This window comes from Sphingomonas phyllosphaerae (genome assembly GCF_036946485.1).
In the GTDB taxonomy this organism is placed as follows: Bacteria; Pseudomonadota; Alphaproteobacteria; order Sphingomonadales; family Sphingomonadaceae; genus Sphingomonas; species Sphingomonas phyllosphaerae_E.
Map to the genome: position 1 here is coordinate 1 of NZ_JAQIJA010000004.1, position 20,383 is coordinate 20,383.

Sequence of the window (20,383 nt, forward strand, 5' to 3'; positions counted from 1 at the left end):
TCTCTTTCAGCCTGATCATCCGGGTCGAGCCCGGCGTGGATATGTCGACGCTGCTCGCCGCGCTGTTCCTCAGCTTCACGACGCTCGCGGGCTGGTCGGCGCTCTATTTCGGGATCAATTTTTATCTGATCCTTGAGGACCAGATCGACCAGATGGAGCATCTGGAGAACCAGGCGTCATCGGCGCAACTGGCGATGCTGCGCTATCAGCTCAACCCGCACTTCCTGTTCAATACGCTGAACTCGATCTCCACGCTGGTGCTGCTCAAGCAAACCGAGCGCGCGAATGCGATGCTGAGCCGGCTGTCGTCGTTCCTGCGCTACACGCTCGCCAACGAACCGACCGCGCATGTCACCGTCGCGCAGGAGGTCGAGACGCTGAAGCTATATCTCGAGATCGAAAAGATGCGCTTCGAGGATCGGCTGCGCCCCAAATTCGACATCGACCCAGCGGCCGAAAAGGCCCGCCTCCCCTCGCTGCTGCTCCAGCCGCTCGTTGAAAACGCGATCAAATATGCCGTCACGCCGCAAGAGGATGGCGCGGAAATCTGCGTCAGCATTCGGCTCGTCGGCGACAGGGTGCTGCTCGGCGTATCCGATACCGGCCCGGGTTTGATGCCGACGAAATCGCGGCCAAGCCTTTCAACCGGCGTGGGCATCGCCAATATCAGGGAGCGGCTGGCACAGGCCTACGGGCCGGACCACCGCTTCGATGTGCGGGCCATGCCGACGGGCGGGTTCGGGGTCGAAATCGAGATCCCGTACCAGCTCGAAGTACCGAACAGAGAGGTGTGATGACCATTCGTACCATCCTCGTCGACGACGAGCCGCTTGCAATCCAGGGGCTCGAATTGCGGCTACAGGCGCACGACGACGTCGAGATCATCGCCAAGTGCCAGAACGGCCGCGAGGCGATCAGCGCGATCAAGACCCACAAGCCCGACCTCGTCTTCCTCGACATTCAGATGCCGGGCTTCGACGGCTTCTCGGTCGTCCAGGGTTTGATGGACGTGGAGCCGCCGCTCTTCGTCTTCGTCACGGCCTATTCCGACCATGCGATCCGCGCGTTTGAGGCGCAGGCGACCGACTATCTGATGAAGCCGGTCGAAGAGTCGCGCCTGGCCGACACGCTCGACCGCGTGCGCCAGCGGCTGTCGGAGCGGCAGAGCGCGGGCGAGGCCGAGAAGCTCAAGGAGGCGTTGGCCGAACACGCGCCCGAAGCGGCCGCCGAGATCGCCGACGGCGGCGATGCGGTGAACGCCAGCCGCTTCGAAAAAATGATCAACATCAAGGATCAGGGCCAGATCTTCCGGGTCGACGTCGACACGATCGAACGCATCGACGCGGCGGGCGATTACATGGTGATCTACACCGGCGACCGGAACCTGATCCTGCGCGAGACGATGAAGGATCTCGAAAAGCGGCTCGATCCGCGCCGGTTCCAGCGCATCCACCGCTCGACGATCGTCAACCTCGATCTCGTCAAGCAGGTGAAGCCGCATACCAATGGCGAATGCTTTCTGGTGCTGGATTCGGGCGCCAACGTGAAGGTCAGCCGCAGCTATCGCGACGTGGTGGCGCGCTTCGTCCATTGATCCGCGTTTCCGCACTTTATCGCTTCGCCCGCTTCGACGATCCGCACGCGCTGCGCGAGCCCTTGCTGGCCGCGGCGCGCGGCGCGGGGATCAAGGGCACATTGCTGCTCGCGGGCGAAGGCATCAACGGCACGATTGCAGGCGCGCCCGACGCGCTCGATACCGTGATCGCGCACATCCGCGCGCTACCGGGCTGCGCGGACTTGTCGCTCAAACATAGCTGGGCCGAGTCGATGCCGTTCCACCGGCTGAAGGTGAAGGTAAAGCGTGAGATCGTGACGATGGGCGTGACCGTCGACCCGCTCACCGACGCCGGCACCTATGTCGCTCCGGCCGAGTGGAACGCGCTGATCGCCGATCCCGAGACGTTGGTGATCGACACACGCAACGATTATGAGGTGGCGGTCGGCACGTTTGCCGGTGCGGTCGATCCCAAGACCGCCGGTTTCTCCGACTTTCCCGACTGGTTTCGTGCGCAACGCGAGACGTTGCTGGCCGGCAAGAAGCGGGTGGCGATGTTTTGCACCGGCGGTATCCGTTGCGAGAAGTCGACCGCTTTCCTCAAGGCCGAGGGCGTGGAGCAGGTCCACCACCTCGACGGCGGTATCCTGCGCTATCTGGAGGAAGTCCCGGCGACCGAAAGCACGTGGCAGGGCGAATGTTTCGTCTTCGATCAGCGGGTCGCGGTCGGCCATGGGCTGGTGCCGGGAACGCATCTACTGTGCTTCGCCTGCCGGATGCCGGTCAGCCCGGCGGATAGCGCGTCGCCCGACTATGTCGAGGGCGTGAGTTGCCCTGCCTGCGTCGGCGAGCGGACCGCGGAGGATCGGGCGGGCTATGCCGAGCGGCACCGGCAGGAGCGGCTGGCGGCAGCCCGCGGCGAGGCGCACGTCGGTCGTGCGTCCGATCAGGAGTGATGCGCCGGCAGGGAACGCCTGACTCCATATCGCGGACCTAATCCAGATCGGTAGCGTTTCCCTGCTGTAACGACATGATGATACCGGGGGCTTCGTAGATGGCGATCGATCGACAGCGCGTCGAGAATGGCGGGCTGATCCTGTTCCTGCTGCTCGTCTCGGTCGGGTTGCTGCTGGTCGTCTCGGGGTTCCTCGGTGCGCTGCTCTGGGCGGCGCTGGCGGCCTTATTGTTCCAGCCCATCTTTCAGCGGTTCGCACGGCGCTGGCCCACACGGCGCAATGTCGCGGCAGCACTGACCTTGCTGGTCATCACCTTCGCCGTGGTGATCCCGGCGTTGATCCTTGGCAGCATGATCGTCGACCAGGCCGCTGGCGTGTACGAGCAGATCCGCAGCGGCCAGATCGACTTCGCGATGTATTTCAAGCAAGTGCATGACGCACTCCCCACGCGCTTGCAACAATTGCTGGACAGCGCAGGGCTGAACAGCCTTGAGCGTGCGCAGGCCCGGGTCACCGCGACACTGAGCAACAGCGCGAGCGTCCTCACCCGTCAGGCGCTATCGATCGGCGCCAACGCCGCGGCGTTCCTGCTGGCGTTCGGCGTCGGCCTGTACGTCACCTTCTTTCTGTTGCGCGACGGCGAACGGATCGGCCCGGCGGTCGTCCGGGCGCTCCCGCTGGAACGTACGGTCGCCGAGCGGCTGGCGGAAAAGTTTGTCGCTGTCGTGCGTGCGACGATCAAGGGATCGGGTGTCGTGGCGCTGGTGCAGGGCGCGTTGGGGCGCGATCACCTTCTGGATCGTCGGGTTGCCCGCAGCCTTGCTGTGGGGCGTGCTGATGGCGGTCGCCGCGCTGCTGCCTGCCGTCGGACCGGCGATCATCTGGGGTCCGGTGGCGGTGTACCTGCTCGCGACCGGCGCGATCTGGCAGGCGGTGGTGGTGATCGTCTCGGGGGTCTTCGTGATCGGGCTGGCCGACAACGTGTTGCGCCCGATCCTCGTCGGTCGCGATACCGGACTGCCCGACTGGCTGGTGCTGGTAACGACGCTGGGCGGGATCGACCTGCTGGGGCTGAGTGGGATCGTGGTCGGGCCAGTCGTGGGGGCGCTATTTCTGACGGGATGGACGATCCTCAGCGAACAGCGCGGCGTGGCAACGACGACAATGGAGGGCAGGGCCGGCTGATCTCCGCCGCCTCCCTTCCCCCTTTCCGCGCGATCGGCTACAGGCGCGCACATGCTTTCTCTTAACGGCATCACCGTGCGGCTCGGCGGGCGCACGATCCTCGATCGCGCCAGTGCCGCCCTCCCCCCCGGCAGCCGCGTCGGGCTGATCGGCCGCAACGGCGCGGGCAAGTCGACGATGGTGCGCGTCATCGCCGGGCTGCTCGACCCCGATGAAGGCTCGGCCGACATGCCGCGCGGCGCGCGGATCGGCTATATCGCGCAGGAGGCGCCTGCGGGCGATGCGACCCCGCTGGAAACGGTGCTCGCCGCTGATACCGAGCGCGCCGCGCTGCTCGCGGAGGCCGAGGCGTTCGACGGCACCGGCTGCATGGACCGGCTCGGCGAGGTGCACGACCGGCTGATCGCGATCGACGCTTATGCCGCACCGTCGCGCGCCGCGCGCATCCTCGTCGGGCTCGGCTTCGACGAAGAGGCGCAGAACCGGCCCCTCGACAGCTTTTCGGGCGGGTGGAAGATGCGCGTCGCGCTCGCCGCCTTGCTGTTCTCGCAGCCCGACCTGCTGCTGCTCGACGAACCCAGCAACCACCTCGATCTCGAAGCGGTCATGTGGCTGGAGGATTTCCTCAAAAGCTATCGCGCAACGATCGTGGTGGTCAGCCACGAGCGCGACTTCCTCAACAACGTCGTCGATCACATCCTGCACTTGCAGGGCGGCAAGACGACGCTTTACCCGGGCGGCTATGACGCGTTCGAGCGCCAGCGCGCCGAGCGACTGGCGCAACTCGCGGCGGCCAAGGCCAATCAGGACGCACAGCGCGCCAAGCTGCAGGATTATGTCGCGCGCAACTCGGCACGTGCCTCGACCGCGAAGCAGGCGCAGAGCCGCGCCAAGATGCTCGCCAAGATGCAGCCGATCGCCGAGGCGGTGAACGACCCGACGCTCAGCTTCGACTTCCCCAATCCGACCGAGTTGCGCCCCCCGCTCATCACGCTCGATCACGCCGCGGTCGGCTATGGCGAGACGCCGATCCTCTCGCGCCTCAACCTGCGGATGGACCCCGAGGACCGGATCGCGCTGCTCGGCCGCAACGGCAACGGCAAGACGACGCTGGCGCGGCTGCTCGCCGCGCAACTCACCCCGATGAGTGGCGAGATGAACGCCACCGGCAAGATGAAGGTAGGCTATTTCACGCAATATCAGGTCGAGGAACTCGAAGCCGACGATACTCCGCTCGCGCATATGACGCGCGTGATGCCGGGCGCGACGCCAGCGGCGGTGCGCGGCCAGCTCGGGCGGTTCGGCTTCTCGGGCGATCGTGCGACCGCGCGCGTCGGCAGCATGTCGGGCGGCGAGCGCGCGCGACTGGCACTGGCGCTGGTCACGCGCGAGGCGCCGCACCTGCTGATCCTCGACGAACCGACCAACCACCTCGACGTCGATGCGCGCGAGGCGCTGGTGCAGGCGCTCAACGCCTATACCGGCGCGGTGCTGCTGGTCAGCCACGACCGGCATATGGTGGAGCTGAGCGCCGACCGGCTGGTGCTGGTCGACAATGGCACCGCGAAGGAGTTCGACGGCAGCCTCGATGATTATATCGCCTTCGTGCTGGCGGGCGACGGCAAGGGCGCGGACAAGCCCAAGGGCACCAAGCAGGACCGCAAGGCCGCCGCGGCGGCGCGCGAGAACGACAAGGCGCTCAAGAAGGAAGCGCGCGACGCGGAGGCGGAACTGGCCAAGCTGACCGCCGAGCGCGCCGCGGTGGATCAGGCGATGTTCGATCCGTCGAAGGCGGAGGCGAAACTCGCCAAGCTGACGATGACCGAGTTGATGAAGCGCCGCGCCGATCTCAACGATCGCATCGAGGCGGCGGAAGCGCGGTGGATGACGGCCAGCGAGGCGCTGGAGGCGGCGTAGAGTCGCTCGCTTCCGTCATTCCCGCGCAGGTGGGAATGCAGGACTGCTGACCTCCCACTTCTACCGACAGACCTGTGCGTCTGGATCCCCGCCTTCGCGGGGATGACAGTAGGAAGTCAGTACGCCTTACGCCACTTCCGGATCACCGGCGGCGTCGCCACCCTCGGCAGCATTCTCGAAATACGCTTCGACCGGGCCGGTCAGCTTGATCGTCAGCGGACGGCCGTGACGGTCGACCTTCTTGCCGAGCGCGACGCGCACCCAGCCTTCGGACATGCTATATTCCTCGACGTCGCGGCGCTCGACGCCCTTGAAGCGGATGCCGACGCCACGTTGCAGGGCGTCCTGGTCGAAGAACGGGCTCGACGGATCGATCGACAGATGGTCGGGAGGAGTATCGCTCATGCCGCGCCCTTGCCGCAAAGCGACGCGCGCGGCCACAAAAAAAGCGGCGCGGGGATCGTCTCCCTGCGCCGCCGTTCGACTCACCAGCCGTAATAGCCGGGCGCGTCATAGCCGCGATAATAGCCGCGCGGCTCGTAATAGACGCGCGGGGGCGGCGGCGCGTAATAACGCTCGCGATAGTAGACCCGCGGCGGCGGCGCGTAATAGGAGCGATCGTCGTAATAATAGCCGCGATCGTCATAGCGCCGGTCGTAGTAGCGATCGCGGTTGCTCGACGCGATCGCCGCGCCGAGCCCCAGCCCGATCACGCCACCGATCAGCGCGCCCGCCGCGGTATCGCCGCCCCGGTCGCGGTGCCGCCAGTAACGCTGCGCCTCCGCGGGCGCGGCACTGGCCAGGGCTGTCGCCATCAGGCCGGTGGCCAAAACGGTCTTCTTCAACGCAGACATAAACCGGACCTCCTGCACTCGCTCGCCTGTTGGACTGAACGCATATCTGTGCGAGCCTGTGCCCTGCCTATGAACCGCAACGGCTGAACCGACGCGGAATGGGGCATTCATGCACGGTTTAATCGAGAAGAGCTGTGGCACATTGGCTGCTGAAGACCGAACCCGACAGCTACGGATGGGACGATCTTGTCCACGAAGGCGAAACCGAATGGACCGGCGTGCGCAATCACGCCGCCGCAGCGCATCTACGCGCGATGGAGGTGGGCGATCTGGCGCTGATCTATCACAGCGGCGCACAGAAGGCGGCGGTCGGCGTCGCGGAGGTAACCCGTGCCGCGCGGGTGGACGGCGCTGCCCCATGGGTGTCCGTTGCCGTAACGGCCCGCAATCCGCTGCCAGCGCCCGTAACGCTCGCCACGATGAAGGCTATGCCGGCGCTGGCCGGGATGGCGATGCTGCGACAGTCACGCTTGTCGGTCAGCCCGGTGACCGTCGCGGAATGGGCGGCGATCACCGGGCTGGCGGATCAGATGAGCTGACCCGTCCGCGGGGCCGACCGCCGACGCAGCGAATAGCCGACCACGCCGAAGCCCAGCATCATCATCGCCCATGTCGCCGGCTCCGGCACCGCGGCGCTGAAGCGGACGTTATCGAGTTCGAGCGAGTTGACGTTCGACGTGAATCGTAGTCCGGTCAGTTGTTCGTTGTTGCCGGCGCTGAAGGTCACCAGGCGATTGGTGGCTGCCGCACTCTGGTTGCCGCTTGCAGAGGCCGGGGCGATCAATTCCGAACCGGTGAAGCTCTTCAGCACGCTGCCGCCCAGCCCCAGCACCTCGACCTTGTTGCCCGCGTCGATCGAACCAAGATAAACCGAGATGTTGCGGAACGCCGACGCGACCGACGAAACGGTCGCGCTGCCGTTCGCCAGGACGTACAGGTAGATGTTGCTATCGGGTGCACCGAACGGGTTGGCCGACTTGCCCGCGACCGCCTGCGTGCTGCCGCCGCTCACGCTGAAGCCTGTATCGGCCGCCTTGTCGAACGTGGCCTGAGCGCCAACGGCCGATGCCGCGAACACGTCGGCCGAACCATTGAGGGTGACGAAGGAAACCGCCGAGGCCGGCGCGGCGGCAAAAAACGCGGAAGCAACGACGCTGGCAGAAAGAAGCGTCTTCATGATGATCGACTCCGGTGAGAGATGTTCGCTCGTGTTGAACGAGCTGATCCCACCGCGCCGATGAGCCGACAACTGGTACCAAAATCGGTAAACACTTCGTTTACTTTGCGGTTCGACTGCCGGGTCAGCGGGCGCCAGGCGCAAAATTCCGCCAGATACAGGGTTAAGGCGCCTTTGGAGAGCCAGCCCCATCGTTCCATTCCGATACAGCCGCCCGTGCGATCGTGCAGCACGGACACATACGGAAAGATTCCGTTACTTTTCATGATGTGGACACAATCGCCCCCTAGCGGCCGCCGCAGGAAGCCGACGCCTCGGCTCGGAAAGTGCCGCATCAGCCGGTACGCCAACGAGGCGCCTCTCCATTGTTCCATAAGGGGTTATCATGCGTCGTTCGTCGAAATCGATCTTGCTCGCCGGCCTTGCCGCCGGTGTTGCCCTATCCGCCCTCCCCGCCGCAGCGCAGACCGGCAGCACCACGCCTGCGACGACCGATGCGACGTCGGAAGCGGGTGATGCCGGGCTGGGCGAAGTGGTGGTGACCGCCGAGCGCCGCACCGAGAACCTGCGCCGCGTGCCCGTGTCGGTCGCGGTCGTCAACGGCGACGACCTGCGCACCTTCCAGGCGGGTGGCGAGGATGCGCTGGCGCTCGCCGGCCGCGTACCGGGCCTGTATGCCGAGACCACGACCGGCCGCATCTTCCCGCGCTTCTACATCCGCGGGCTGGGCAACATCGACTTCTACCTCGGTGCCTCGCAGCCGGTGTCGATCATCCAGGACGATGTCGTGCTCGAGCATGTCGTCCTGAAGTCGAACCCGGTCTATGACGTCGCCAATGTCGAGGTGCTGCGCGGGCCGCAGGGGTCGCTGTTCGGACGCAACACCACCGCGGGCATCATCAAGTTCGACACGATCCGCCCCGGCCAGACGTGGTCGAGCCGCTTCAACGCTTCCTATGGCTCGTACAACACCGTCACCTTCGACGGCGGCGTCGGCGGGCCGATCGTGCAGGACAAGATCGCGGTGCGGCTGTCGGGGCTGTACCAGCATCGCGACGACTGGATCGACAACAGCTACACCGGCGTCAGCCGTGACGGCACGCGTCCTGGCCGTGACGCGATGGGCGGCTTCGACGAGCGCGACGCGCGCCTGCAGGTGCTGCTGACCCCGACCGAGACGCTGTCGGTCAACCTGTCGGGCCATGTCCGCTCCTATGAGGGCACGTCGACGGTGTTCCACCGCGGCGCGCTCATCAAGGGGCAGAACAACATCAACCTCGAACCGCGCGACCGTGTCGCGCTCGACGAGGGCGCGAACAACCCGCAGGCGTACAAGACCTATGGCGGGTCGGTGAACGCGGCATGGGATTTCGGCGCGGCGACGCTGACCTCGATCACCGCCTATGAGACCACCTCGGGCTACAGCCGCGGCGACACCGACGGCGGCGCGGCGACCAACTTCGGCGGGGCCGGCTATGGCGAGAGCATGGGCCGCGTCCGCGACCTCGACCAGTGGACGCAGGAAGTGCGGCTGGCGAGCAACGGCGACGGCGCGTTCAAATGGCAGTTCGGCGGCTTCTATTTCGACAGCCGCGACGTCACCGAATTCTACCAGCGCGGCTATTTCCTGCTGCCGGGCGATGCGCAGCGCAACGTCAACAACTGGGTGCGGCTGCGCAACGTCAACACCAGCTGGGCGGTGTTCGGGCAGGCGAGCTATCGCCTTGCCGAGCGGCTGACGCTGACCGCCGGGGCGCGCTACACCGAGGACGACAAGGAGACGCGGCTGGTGCGCGCCGGGCGCAACGCCGCGGGCACGGTCGACACCTTCCCGGCAACTGCGCCGCGTGCGGTCAAGCTGACCGGCAAGGAGCCGAGCTGGGATCTGTCGGCGCTGTACGAGATCGACCCGACCGCGAGCATCTATGCCCGTGTCGCGCGCGGCTTCCGCGGCCCGACCATTCAGGGGCGCTCGGCGGTGTTCAACACGCCGTTTTCGACCGCGAACAGCGAGACGATCATGTCGTATGAGGCGGGCGTGAAGACGCAGCCGACCTCGAAGCTGCGCCTCAACGCCACCGCCTTCACCTACCGGGTCAACGACATCCAGCTGAACGGCAATGACGCAAACGGCAACGGCACGTTGTTCAACGCCGACCACGCCAATGCCTATGGCGTCGAGGCGGAGATGGACTGGCGGCCGATCCGCAACATCACCTTCTCGCTGGGCGGCAGCGCGATCCACACCGAGATCAAGGACAAGAACGTCTTCGCACAGGTGTGCCAGTTCGGTCGCGACCTGACGTGCACGGTGCTGAACCAGACGGTGCCGGCGACGATCTTCGGCCAGCCAGCCACCTTGGCCCGGATCGACGGCAACCCGCTGCCCAACGCACCGCGCTGGCAGGTCGATGCGGCGGTTCGCTACGACATCCCGCTGTCGGATCGCGGCAACTTCTTCGTGGCGGGCGACGTCAACATGCAGGGCTATACCAACTTCGTCCTGTACAAGACCCGCGAGTTCTTCGCCGACGATAATCTCGAACTGGGGCTCAAGGCCGGTTTCACCACCGCCGACGGCCGCTATGAGATCGCCGCGTTCGCGCGCAACATCACCAATGAGAAGAACCTGAAGGGCGTGATCGAGAACTATAACGCCGCGGTGTTCAACGAACCGCGGATCGTCGGCGTCTCGCTGAGCGGCAAGTTCGACTGAGGTAACGTTCGGGAGGCTTCGGCCTCCCCTCTTTTCACGTCATTCCCGCCTGCGCGGGAATGACGGATATCAAGCGTCCCCGATCTCCTCGATCCAGTCCGGCAACTCCGCCAGCCGCGCCAATTGCCGGAAGCGCGGGTGGTCGGTCGGGGCGGTCGCCACCTCATGCACCCAGGCCAGCGGCTGCGGGATGTACGCGCCCCACGCCCCCGCTTCGAGCGCCGGCAGCACGTCCGAGCGCATCGAGTCGCCCGCCATCACCGCCCGCTCGGGCGCGCAGCCATAGCGGTGGAAGACGCGCACGAAGGTTTCAGCCCGCTTGTCGCTGACGATCTCGATCCCCGTGAACAATTGCCCGAGCCCGGACGCGGCGAGCTTCACCTCCTGGTGGAGCAGGTCGCCCTTGGTCACCAGCACCAGTCGCCCGATCCCCGCCAGCCGTTCGAGCGTCGCGCCGATCCCGTCGAGCAACTCGACCGGATGCGCGAGCAACTCGCGCCCGATCGCGAGGATGCGGCGGACGCTCGCCGCCGGCAGATCGTCGCCCGCCAGTTCAAGCGCGGTTTCGATCATCGACAGCGTGAAGCTCTTCGCACCATAGCCATAGTGGCGCAGGTTGCGGATCTCGATCGCCTGCATCCGTTCGCGCGCCGCGGCATCGTCGGCATAGGGCGCGACCAGTTCGGCGAACGCCTGCTCCGCCGCGGCGAAGAAGCGCATGTTGTGCCACAGCGTGTCGTCGGCATCGAGGCAGATAAGGTCGATCGGCATGGCGGCGCTTCTACCGGCGTCAGAGTTCGCGCACCAGCCGCACGCCGAGCGTCGGGCGCGCGCGGTGATGGCGATGCTTCTCGACCCCCGCCGCCGCCTGCACATTGACCCTGGCGGCCAATCGCTGGTGCAGCTGCGGCGCGACGCGCACCAGCCGCTCGCGCCCGCCGGCCACATTCAGCTCGACTCCCGCGATCGTCCCCGCCGCGACGTCGTAGAAGGTGGCATGATTGAGCAGCAGCGCGTTGCGCCCGTTGCGGCGCTTGAGCGCGATATCGTCGACGCCGACCATGTTCATCATGCTCCATCGCGCATCGAAGCGATGGCCGGCCATGTAGAGCAGCGAATTGCTGTAGCGCCCGGTCTCGCGGTCGTAGATGCGGAGATATTGCACGCCATGCGCGCTACGCCCGTCCGCCGACGCGCCGAATGCCGCCTGTAGGCCGAGCTTGAACGCCTCCAGCTTCGCGCCGTTGAACGGCAGCTCGAACTCGATCGCCTTGCCGTCCGCGAAGGCATATTCGACCTCGGGCGCCCATTCGGCGGCGCGCGGGCGGAAAGGCGAGGTGGTCATCGCCAGCGCATTGATCTCCATCTCGCCTCTCTGGGCACCGAGCGGGCGCATCATGTCGAAGATCATCGGCTCCGGGATCACGGGATAGGCGGTCTGCGCCGCCGCGCCGGTCGCGGCGAGCAGGGTGGTGGCGAGCAGGGTCATGGCGGTGGCGATACGCATCGGGGGCTCCGCTGGAAATGTAACGCGCCGTCCTATCCGGGTGGCGCGGCGCGAGCGTGGATCGTCGGTGACGATGTGTTGCCGGATCAGTGGGTTGCCGGCGCGAATGTTGTGAATGTTGAGACGCTGGCGGGGTGCGCGCGCGGGTCGCGGCGGGGCGATGAGGGCGTGACGCGGAGTCGGGTAGTGGGTCGGCATCACCGGAAATTACCACGCGGTCGCGGGCGTAGGACAGGCGCGCGGTTGACGTCGTGGCGCATGACGGGCGATCCGCCGGCCTCCCGCGCCGTCGCCCCTGCGCAGGCAGGGGCCTATGGCTGTCGCGTCATGCGGTTCGGCTGACACAGGCGCGACGTTTTTGTGTCGGCCGCATCGACGCACGACAGAGACATGGGCCCCTGCCTGCGCAGGGGCGACGGTGGAAATGGTGCGCTGCTGCGCGAGCCGCGAAATGAGAACGGCCACCGCCGGGCGGGCGGTGGCCGTCTGATCTCTCGCTGAGCCCGCCCACGGGCGAAGCCCGTGTCGTCGGACGGCGCCGTAGCGCCGCCGGCCGGGCGAGGCTGTTGCTCGCGGGCAGCGTTGCTGCCCGCTTGCCGCCTCGCCTTAAGCCGCCTTGGCGCGGCTCGCGCGCTTGCGCTCGTGCGGATCAAGATGGCGCTTGCGGAGACGGATTGACTTCGGGGTCACCTCGACCATCTCGTCGTCGTCGATGTACGCAATCGCCTGCTCGAGCGTCATCTTCTTCGGCGGGGTCAGGCGGATCGCATCGTCCTTGCCTCCGCTCGCACGGAAGTTGGTCAGCTGCTTGGCCTTCATCGGATTGACCTCGAGGTCATCCGTCTTGGCGTTCTCGCCGATGATCATGCCCTCGTAGAGCGCCTCGCCGTGGCCGACGAACAGGATGCCGCGATCCTCGAGCGGGCCGAGCGCATAGCCCTGCGCCTCGCCCGCGCCGTTCGAGATCAGCACGCCGTTTTTGCGGCCCTCGATATTGCCCTTGTGCGGGCCGTACTTCTCGAACAGCCGGTTCATGATGCCGGTGCCGCGCGTGTCCGACAGGAACTCGCCGTGATAGCCGATCATCCCGCGCGATGGCGCCGAGAAAGTGATGCGCGTCTTGCCGCCGGTCGACGGGCGCATGTCGGTCATCTCGGCCTTGCGGAGGTTCATCTTCTCGACCACCGTGCCCGAATGCTCCTCATCGACGTCGATGATGACGGTTTCGTACGGCTCGGTCTTGCTGCCGTTCTCGTCCTCGCCGAACAGCACGCGCGGACGGCTGATCCCCAGCTCGAAGCCCTCGCGGCGCATCGTTTCGATCAACACGCCGAGCTGAAGCTCGCCGCGGCCGGCAACCTCGAAGCTGTCACGATCGGCGGCCTCGGTCACCTTGATCGCGACATTGGTCTCGGCCTCGCGCATCAGGCGGTCGCGGATCATGCGGCTGGTGACCTTGCTGCCCTCACGCCCCGCCATCGGCGAATCGTTGACCGCGAAGCGCATCGACAGCGTCGGCGGATCGATCGGCTGCGCCTGGATCGGCGTGCTGACCGAGGTATCGCAGATCGTGTTGGCGACCGTCGCTACCGCCAGGCCGGCGAGCGAGATGATGTCACCCGCGCGCGCCTCTTCGACCGGCACGCGCTCCAGCCCGCGGAAGCTCATCAGCTTTGACGCGCGGCCGGTCTCGATCACATTGCCCTGGTTGTCGAGCGCGTGGATCGGCTGGTTGAGCTTGACGACGCCCGACTGGACGCGGCCCGTGAGAATACGGCCGAGGAAGTTGTCGCGGTCGAGCAGCGTGACGAGGAAGCTGAAGGGCGCGTACTGATCGAGCGACGGCGGCGGCACGTGATCGACGATCTTCTGGAACAGCGGGGTCAGCGTACCCTCGCGACGGTCCATGTCCTCCGAGGCATAGCCGTTGCGGCCCGAGGCGTAGAGCACCGGGAAGTCGAGCTGCTCGTCGTTCGCCTCCAGCGCGACGAACAGGTCGAACACCTCGTCGAGCACTTCCTGAATGCGCGCGTCCGACCGGTCGACCTTGTTGACGACGACGATCGGGCGCAGTCCTAGCGCCAGCGCCTTGCCGGTGACGAACTTGGTCTGCGGCATCGCGCCCTCGGCAGCGTCGACCAGCAGGATCACGCCGTCGACCATCGAGAGGATGCGCTCCACCTCGCCGCCGAAGTCGGCGTGGCCGGGGGTGTCGACGATGTTGATGCGCGTGCCTTCCCACTCGATCGAGGTCGGCTTTGCGAGAATGGTGATCCCGCGCTCCTTTTCGAGGTCGTTCGAATCCATCGCGCGCTCCTCGACGCGCTGGTTGTCGCGGAACGTGCCGGACTGACGGAACAACTGATCGACGAGGGTGGTCTTGCCATGATCGACGTGCGCGATGATGGCGATATTGCGCAGGTTCATACGGGTTCCTGAGGGTGGCCCGCTTGTCCGCAGGCAGTTTCGCCGCGGCGCATAGCGGAAAGTTCCATCGGATGCCAGTGCCTCGACAGCCACCACTTGGCGTATTACATGAACAACACAGTTGAAAGCCGGCCGCGGACGAAGGACAATGGCCGCGCAAGAGAAGGATGACGTGACGATGGCGACCGCTCCGAACGACGCGACCGAGCCGACTTTGGTGCTCACCCCGCCCGATCCGGTGCCCGAGGTCCGCGCCGAAAAGGCCGCCGGGCTGGTGCCGGTCGACGACAGCAAGCGCAGCGAGCTGGAGCGGCGGGTCGATGCGTTCGTCGAGCAGCTCGTCAACGAGGACGTCAATTCGCCCGAGTTCGGCAAGCGCGTCGATGCGATCACCGCGATGGGGCAGAAGGAAATCCGCGACGCCGCCGGCCAGTCGAACCGCTTCCTCGACCGCCCGGTGCGCGCGATGGATCAGGAGGCCGGGGTCGGCAAGGATCTCGCCGAGCTGCGCCGCGTCGTCGAGGATCTCGATCCCGGCAAGCGCGGCAAGCTGACCGCGCCGCAGAAATTATTCGGGGTGATCCCGTTCGGCAACAAGGTCCGTAACTATTTCGACGGCTACAAATCGTCGCAGACGCATATCGCCTCGATCCTGAAGAGCCTGGGCAGCGGCAAGGACGAGCTGCTGATGGACAATGCCGCGATCGATACCGAGCGCGCGAACCTGTGGACCGCGATGGGGCGGCTGGAGCAGATGATCCATCTGTCGCGCACGATGGACGCGCGGCTGGAGGACAAGGCCAACGAGCTGGACCACACCGATCCCGCCAAGGCCAAGGCGATCCGCGAGAGCGCTTTGTTCTACGCGCGGCAGCGGACGCAGGACCTGCTGACGCAGATGGCGGTGACGGTGCAGGGCTATCTTGCGCTCGATCTGGTCAAGAAGAACAATGTCGAGCTGATCAAGGGCGTCGATCGCGCGAGCACCACGACGGTCGCGGCGCTGCGCACCGCGGTGACGGTCGCGCAGGCGCTGACCAACCAGAAACTGGTGCTGGAGCAGATCACGCAGCTCAACACCACCACCGCCGGGCTGATCGATTCGACCGGCAACCTGCTGCGCCAGAACACCGCGCGCGTGCATGAGCAGGCGGCGGCGTCGACGATCCCGCTGGAGACGCTGCAACGCGCGTTCCAGAACATCTATGACACGATGGATGCGATCGACACCTTCAAGCTGAAGGCGCTCGACACGATGAAGGTGACGGTCGACACGCTCGGCAACGAGGTCGAGAAGTCGCGCGGCTATATCGCGCGCGCCGAGGGCGCGACGCAGAACCGCGTCGCCGGCGGGGCCGAGCAGTTCAAGCTGGAGTCGCTGTGACAGACGTCGACGACGCGATCGCCGACGCACGGGTCGCGCGCGAGCGGCGGCGCGGCGGCGCGGTGATCCCGCTCCAGCGCCGCCCGCGACGCGGGCGCGGCGGGCGGCGCAAGCGCGCGGCGGCGGTGGCGATCGGCGCGGGGCTGATCCTGACGGTGGCCACGCTGATGGGGCTCGGTGCGTTCGGGATGGTCGCGGTCGCGGCGCTGATCGCGGCGATGACGCTGCTGGTGCTGTTCGCGCCCGCCACGCCGGTGCCGACGCCCGAGCGGATCGTGAAGTCGGAGGTGAAGGCGGTCCCCGCGCAGGCGGCGCGCTGGCTCGACGCGCGGCGCGCGGCGCTGCCCGCGCCGGCGCAGGGGGTGCTCGACCAGCTCGATGTCCGGCTCGACACGCTGGGCGTGCAGGTCGCGACGCTCGACGAGGACAGTCCGCTGGGAGCGGAATTGCGGCGGCTGGTCGGCGAGCAACTGCCGAGCTTCGTCGCGGATTACACGCGCGTGCCCCCGGCGATGCGCAACAGCCCGCGCAACGGCATGACCCCGAACCAGCAATTGGTCGAAGGGCTCGGCGTCATCGAGCGCGAGCTGGGCGAGATCAGCGAGCGGCTGGCGCAGGGCGATCTGGACGCGCTGGAGACGAAGCGGCGCTATCTGCAGATCAAATATGAGGAGGATGCGCCGCCCGCCGCGTGACCGAACGTCAGCGTGCGAGGTCGTCGCGCACCGCATAGCTGTTCAGTTCGAGCGGGTTGAGCACACGATCGGGGTGGACCGGCACCAGGTTCACGAAACTGAACCCGGCGTCGACGATCGCGGCGATGCTTTCGAGCATCGAAGGACTGTCCTTGTAGAGGCGACGGATCGCGATCTCGCTGGATAGGCCAACGAACTTCGCGATCGCGGCGCCGGCACCACGCAGCACCTCCAGGTCATAACCCTGCGTATCCATCTTCAGGAACGGCCGAGCGAACCCGTGTTGCGCCATCAGCCCCTCGAACAGCCCATCGATGCGCGCCACAGGCACCTCGACCACGCGCTCGACCTGATTGTCGGCCGAGAGCGAAGCGTCCTCCTCGACACTGGGCGCACGGAACGAGGAGAAGACGTCGATCTTCATCACGTTCATCGGCAGCGTGCCATCGACCTGCCCCAAGGCCATGTTGAACGTGTGCCAGTTGCCGTCGCGGCGCGCGGTCGCCTCCAGCTCCTGATACGGCGTGATCCCGGGTTCGAACGACAGGATCAGTCCGCGATAGCCGGCGCGACGCAGGAATTCACCATATTGACCGCGGTTGGCGCCGACGTCGAGCACGCAATCGACCTCCAGCGCCGACAGCAATTGGCCGACGAACCGCTTCTCGATCCAGTCGCCGGTGCCGTCACGACGGAAAATCTCGAGCCCGAGCCGATCGCCCACCACGTCGACCATCTTCCGCTGCAATGACATGACACCCCCCCGGATTCGCCGCCGATCAATCGGCGGTGCGCGGGGAAATGGCAGAAGCCGACCGCATCACGCAAGCCATTACGCCGAGCGACGGATCCTGATCCGGCTTTGAGAATGGTGGGCGCTGACGGGTTCGAACCGCCGACCTACTCGGTGTAAACGAGCCGCTCTACCAGCTGAGCTAAGCGCCCGGCGCAAGGCAATCGTCAGGATCGCCGCCGTGCCGCCTCTCTACACGCGCCGGTCCGCGGATCAAGAGGCGGCGTCATGCCGTTCACACGAACGGCAATCGCGCCTCGGCCAGCGCCGCGACATAGCGGTGCATCGAATCCCGCGCTTCATCGGTCAGTGCGACGAAGGCGCGGCGGCGGTCTTCGGGATCGGGCGCACGGTCGAGCAGGCGCGCGGCCGTCAGCTTCCCGATCCAGCGCAGCGCAGTGGTCGGCGCGACCGCGGCGGCGATACACAGGCTCGACACCGAAACGCGCGCGCCCTCCAGTTGCGCGGCAAACAGGTCGAGCAGCATGTCCCAGGCGGGATCCTCGAACAGCCCTTCGCCGAAGAACCGATCACGCAACCGCCGTGCGCGCAGCACGTCGCGGACCGCGCCCGCGGTGATGTCGGGGGTGGCGGGCGCAGGCGCGAAGGCGCGGCGGCGATCTTCGGCGCGGTCGCCGCCCTCACGCTCGGTAAAGCGCGTCAACATCTCGGCGATGCGCGCCACCTCGGCGCTGAGCCGCGCCAACCGCTCGCGCTCCTCATCGGCCGCGCGGACCGAGCCGGTGCCGCCCGCCGCGGCGATCGCCAGCGCGCCGATCCATTCGGCCTGGCTGGGCGCGCAGAGCAATTGCACCTCGTCCACCGCATCGCCCAGCGCGGCGATCACCAGATCGATCTGCGCCATGCTCATCGCCACGACACAGCGCCATGCGCGCGCCTGCGCCAGCATCCCGACGACGGCGACAACGTCATGCGCCACCTCGTCGGGTGCGCCGTCGAGATCGAGCACCACCACCGGCGCAGGTTCGGGCAAGATGGCAAGCACCGCGGCTGCCTCCTGCAAGGCGACCGGGGCGTCCAATTCACCGCCGATCAGCGCGATCGCTTCCTGCGCGGCGGCGCCACCAGCCGCATCCATGGTCGCGAGCACGAATGGCGTCGTGCGCGCGCCCGCAAAACCGAACGGGGTCGCCATGGCTCAGTCGAGCGCCTTGACGATATCCTCGACCATCTTCTTCGCGTCGGCGAGCAGCATCATGGTATTGTCCCTGTAGAAAACGTCGTTGTCGACGCCGGCATAGCCGACCCCGCCCATCGAACGTTTCACGAACAGCACCGTTTTGGCCTTTTCGACGTCGAGCACCGGCATCCCGTAGATCGGCGAGGTCTTGTCGGTCTTCGCCGCCGGGTTGGTGACGTCGTTCGCGCCGATCACGAACGCGACATCGGTCTGCGCGAACTCGGAGTTGATGTCCTCCAGCTCGAAGACTTCGTCGTAAGGGACGTTCGCTTCGGCCAGCAACACGTTCATATGCCCCGGCATCCGCCCGGCGACCGGGTGGATCGCATATTTCACGCGCACGCCCTCGGCCTTCAATTTGTCGGCCATCTCGCGCAGCACGTGCTGCGCCTGCGCGACCGCCATGCCATAGCCGGGGACGATGATGACCTGCTCGGCCTGGCTCATCAGGAAGGCGGCATCCTCGGCCGAACCGCGCTTCCACGGTCGATCCGTTTTGGCGGCACTTGCCCCGCCCCCGCCCGCCTCGGCGCCGAACCCGCCTGCGATGACGCTCACGAAGCTGCGGTTCATCGCGCGGCACATGATGTAGCTGAGGATCGCGCCCGACGAGCCGACCAGCGCACCGGTGATGATCATCGCGCTGTTGTGGAGCGTGAAGCCCATCGCCGCGGCGGCCCAGCCCGAATAGCTGTTGAGCATCGACACCACGACCGGCATGTCCGCGCCGCCGATCGGGACGATCAGCAGGAAGCCGATCGCGAACGACAGGAGCGTGATCGTCCAGAACACCCACGGGCTCTGGTCGAGCGTGAAATAGGCGACCAGCGCGACGATCGCGGCGAGCACGCCGAGGTTGATGACGTGCCGCGCAGGCAGCAGGATCGGCGCGCCGCCCATGTTGCCGTTGAGCTTGAGGAAGGCGATCACCGAGCCCGAGAAGGTGATCGCACCGATCGCCACGCCCAGCCCCATTTCGATGCGGCTGACCGGGTTGATGAGCGCGACCGCGCCGTCCGGGGTGAGCACCGGCAGCGCGATCCCGAACGCGACCGGGTTGAGGTATGCCGCGGCGGCGACCAGCACCGCGGCGAGCCCGACGAGGCTGTGGAAGGCGGCGACGAGCTGCGGCATCGCGGTCATGGCGATGCGCCGCGCGGTGGTGAGGCCGATCGCCGCGCCGAGCGCGATCGCGGCGACGATCTCGAACACCGCGACGGTGTCGATCGCGGAAAGCAGCGCCGCGTAATCATAGCCTTCGACCAGCACGGTGATCGTCGGCACATGCGTGACGAGCGTCGTCAGCACCGCGATGCCCATGCCGATCATGCCGAAGCGGTTGCCGCGTTGGCTGGTGGTCGGGCTCGACAGGCCGCGCAAGGCGAGGATGAAGCACACGCCCGCGACGAGGTACGCGAAGGCGACCCATGGATTGACGGCGTGTTGCACTAGGCTCTGCTCCCCCGACTTCGTCGCCCCTGCGCAGGCAGGGCCTGTGTTTCATGGGGGCGCTGCTCCCCCGCGGTACGTCGCCCCTGCGCAGGCAGGGGCCTATGTCTCCGGGGACTCTGCTCGCCCCCACCTCGTCGCCACTGCGAAGGCAGGGGCCTATGTCTGTCTCGTACTTCGAGCGGTTTGACACATGGATCGCGTATCTGTGTCAGACCCTGTTCTTCCACTCTACAGCCATGGGCCCCTGCCTTCGCAGGGGCGACGGTTACTTCGCCGCCGGCCGTTCCTTTTTCTTGTACATCGCCAGCATCCGCTGCGTGACCGCGAAGCCGCCGAAGATGTTGATGCTCGCCAGCACCACCGCCAGCAGCCCCAGCCATTTGCCGCCGACGCTCCCCGCCGCCGCGCTGGCGATCAGCGCGCCGACGATGATGACGCTGGAGATGGCATTGGTGACCGCCATCAACGGCGTGTGCAGCGCGGGGGTCACCGACCAGACCACGTAATAGCCGACGAAACATGCCAGCACGAAGATCGACAGGATCGCGATGAAGTCCATGCTGG

The 20,383-nt window shown here is 66.6% G+C and carries 18 protein-coding genes, 1 tRNA gene and 1 pseudogene; 9 read left to right on the forward strand and 11 right to left on the reverse strand.

The genetic code is table 11. The features are described from left to right. From PGN16_RS07855 to PGN16_RS07875, 5 genes and pseudogenes are all read left to right on the forward strand, one after another. The coding region (locus tag PGN16_RS07855; RefSeq protein WP_335308862.1) for a sensor histidine kinase at positions 1-794 on the forward strand (794 nt) is incomplete at its 5' end. Continuing rightward, positions 794-1,594, forward strand: a complete 801-nt coding sequence (locus tag PGN16_RS07860; RefSeq protein ID WP_335308863.1) for a LytR/AlgR family response regulator transcription factor — start codon at positions 794-796, stop codon at positions 1,592-1,594. The genes PGN16_RS07855 and PGN16_RS07860, both read left to right, overlap by 1 nt. Next, positions 1,591-2,511: an oxygen-dependent tRNA uridine(34) hydroxylase TrhO gene (gene trhO, locus PGN16_RS07865; RefSeq protein WP_335308864.1), complete on the forward strand. Its 921-nt coding sequence runs from the start codon at positions 1,591-1,593 to the stop codon at positions 2,509-2,511. Before PGN16_RS07860 ends, trhO begins: the two co-directional genes overlap by 4 nt. 98 nt (positions 2,512-2,609) lie before the next feature. Further along, a pseudogene (locus tag PGN16_RS07870) lies at positions 2,610-3,696 on the forward strand (AI-2E family transporter). Between the two features lie 51 nt (positions 3,697-3,747). Further along, positions 3,748-5,613 carry an ABC-F family ATP-binding cassette domain-containing protein gene (locus PGN16_RS07875; RefSeq protein ID WP_335308865.1) on the forward strand — a complete coding sequence of 622 codons (1,866 nt, stop codon included), beginning with the start codon at positions 3,748-3,750 and terminating at the stop codon, positions 5,611-5,613. Positions 5,614-5,739: 126 nt separating this feature from the next. Here the strand turns inward: PGN16_RS07875 and PGN16_RS07880 are convergent, their stop codons facing one another. Next, the gene (locus tag PGN16_RS07880) at positions 5,740-6,018 is read right to left on the reverse strand and encodes a DUF3297 family protein (protein WP_335308866.1); all 279 of its coding nucleotides are present in this window, start codon (positions 6,016-6,018) and stop codon (positions 5,740-5,742) included. A gap of 80 nt (positions 6,019-6,098) precedes the next feature. Further along, a complete protein-coding gene (locus PGN16_RS07885) occupies positions 6,099-6,428 on the reverse strand; it encodes a hypothetical protein (RefSeq protein ID WP_260396407.1) in 330 nt (109 codons plus the stop codon). Between the two features lie 173 nt (positions 6,429-6,601). Between PGN16_RS07885 and PGN16_RS07890 the strand changes: the two genes are divergently transcribed. Continuing rightward, complete coding sequence (locus tag PGN16_RS07890; RefSeq protein WP_335308867.1) at positions 6,602-7,006, forward strand: EVE domain-containing protein; 405 nt, start codon at positions 6,602-6,604, stop codon at positions 7,004-7,006. Here the strand turns inward: PGN16_RS07890 and PGN16_RS07895 are convergent. Continuing rightward, positions 6,994-7,836, reverse strand: a complete 843-nt coding sequence (locus PGN16_RS07895) for an Npun_F0296 family exosortase-dependent surface protein (RefSeq protein WP_335308868.1) — start codon at positions 7,834-7,836, stop codon at positions 6,994-6,996. The two genes, PGN16_RS07890 and PGN16_RS07895, sit on opposite strands and share 13 nt — an antisense overlap. Positions 7,837-8,029: 193 nt before the next feature. Between PGN16_RS07895 and PGN16_RS07900 the strand changes: the two genes are divergently transcribed. Next, on the forward strand, positions 8,030-10,360 hold the full coding sequence (locus PGN16_RS07900) for a TonB-dependent receptor (protein WP_335308869.1): 2,331 nt from the start codon (positions 8,030-8,032) through the stop codon (positions 10,358-10,360). Positions 10,361-10,429: 69 nt separating this feature from the next. Here PGN16_RS07900 and PGN16_RS07905 read toward each other — a convergent pair whose 3' ends face one another. The 3 genes from PGN16_RS07905 to typA form a co-directional block, all read right to left on the reverse strand. Next, a complete protein-coding gene (locus tag PGN16_RS07905; RefSeq protein WP_335308870.1) occupies positions 10,430-11,131 on the reverse strand; it encodes an HAD family hydrolase in 702 nt (233 codons plus the stop codon). A gap of 19 nt (positions 11,132-11,150) precedes the next feature. After that, positions 11,151-11,867 carry a hypothetical protein gene (locus tag PGN16_RS07910; protein ID WP_335308871.1) on the reverse strand — a complete coding sequence of 239 codons (717 nt, stop codon included), beginning with the start codon at positions 11,865-11,867 and terminating at the stop codon, positions 11,151-11,153. 606 nt (positions 11,868-12,473) lie between these two features. Then, the gene (gene typA / locus PGN16_RS07915) at positions 12,474-14,294 is read right to left on the reverse strand and encodes a translational GTPase TypA (protein ID WP_335308872.1); all 1,821 of its coding nucleotides are present in this window, start codon (positions 14,292-14,294) and stop codon (positions 12,474-12,476) included. A 178-nt stretch (positions 14,295-14,472) separates the two neighbouring features. Here typA and PGN16_RS07920 point away from each other — a divergent pair, with 178 nt between their 5' ends. Both PGN16_RS07920 and PGN16_RS07925 read left to right on the forward strand, forming a co-directional pair. Next, positions 14,473-15,678, forward strand: a complete 1,206-nt coding sequence (locus tag PGN16_RS07920; RefSeq protein ID WP_335308873.1) for a toxic anion resistance protein — start codon at positions 14,473-14,475, stop codon at positions 15,676-15,678. Then, positions 15,675-16,373, forward strand: coding sequence for a hypothetical protein (locus PGN16_RS07925; protein ID WP_335308874.1), 699 nt, complete (start codon positions 15,675-15,677; stop codon positions 16,371-16,373). The genes PGN16_RS07920 and PGN16_RS07925 overlap by 4 nt, the downstream gene beginning before the upstream one ends. Before the next feature lie 7 nt (positions 16,374-16,380). Here the strand turns inward: PGN16_RS07925 and PGN16_RS07930 are convergent, their stop codons facing one another. The 5 genes from PGN16_RS07930 to PGN16_RS07950 form a co-directional block, all read right to left on the reverse strand. Further along, entirely contained in the window at positions 16,381-17,127 is a 747-nt protein-coding gene (locus PGN16_RS07930) for an FkbM family methyltransferase (RefSeq protein WP_335308875.1), read from the reverse strand. A 115-nt stretch (positions 17,128-17,242) separates the two neighbouring features. Next, positions 17,243-17,318: transfer RNA gene (locus tag PGN16_RS07935), tRNA-Val, on the reverse strand. A gap of 83 nt (positions 17,319-17,401) precedes the next feature. After that, the gene (locus PGN16_RS07940) at positions 17,402-18,322 is read right to left on the reverse strand and encodes a winged helix DNA-binding protein (protein ID WP_335308876.1); all 921 of its coding nucleotides are present in this window, start codon (positions 18,320-18,322) and stop codon (positions 17,402-17,404) included. Between the two features lie 3 nt (positions 18,323-18,325). Beyond that, a complete protein-coding gene (locus tag PGN16_RS07945) occupies positions 18,326-19,816 on the reverse strand; it encodes an NAD(P)(+) transhydrogenase (Re/Si-specific) subunit beta (RefSeq protein ID WP_335308877.1) in 1,491 nt (496 codons plus the stop codon). Between the two features lie 268 nt (positions 19,817-20,084). Continuing rightward, complete coding sequence (locus tag PGN16_RS07950; RefSeq protein ID WP_335308878.1) at positions 20,085-20,378, reverse strand: NAD(P) transhydrogenase subunit alpha; 294 nt, start codon at positions 20,376-20,378, stop codon at positions 20,085-20,087. Positions 20,379-20,383: the final 5 nt, after the last annotated feature.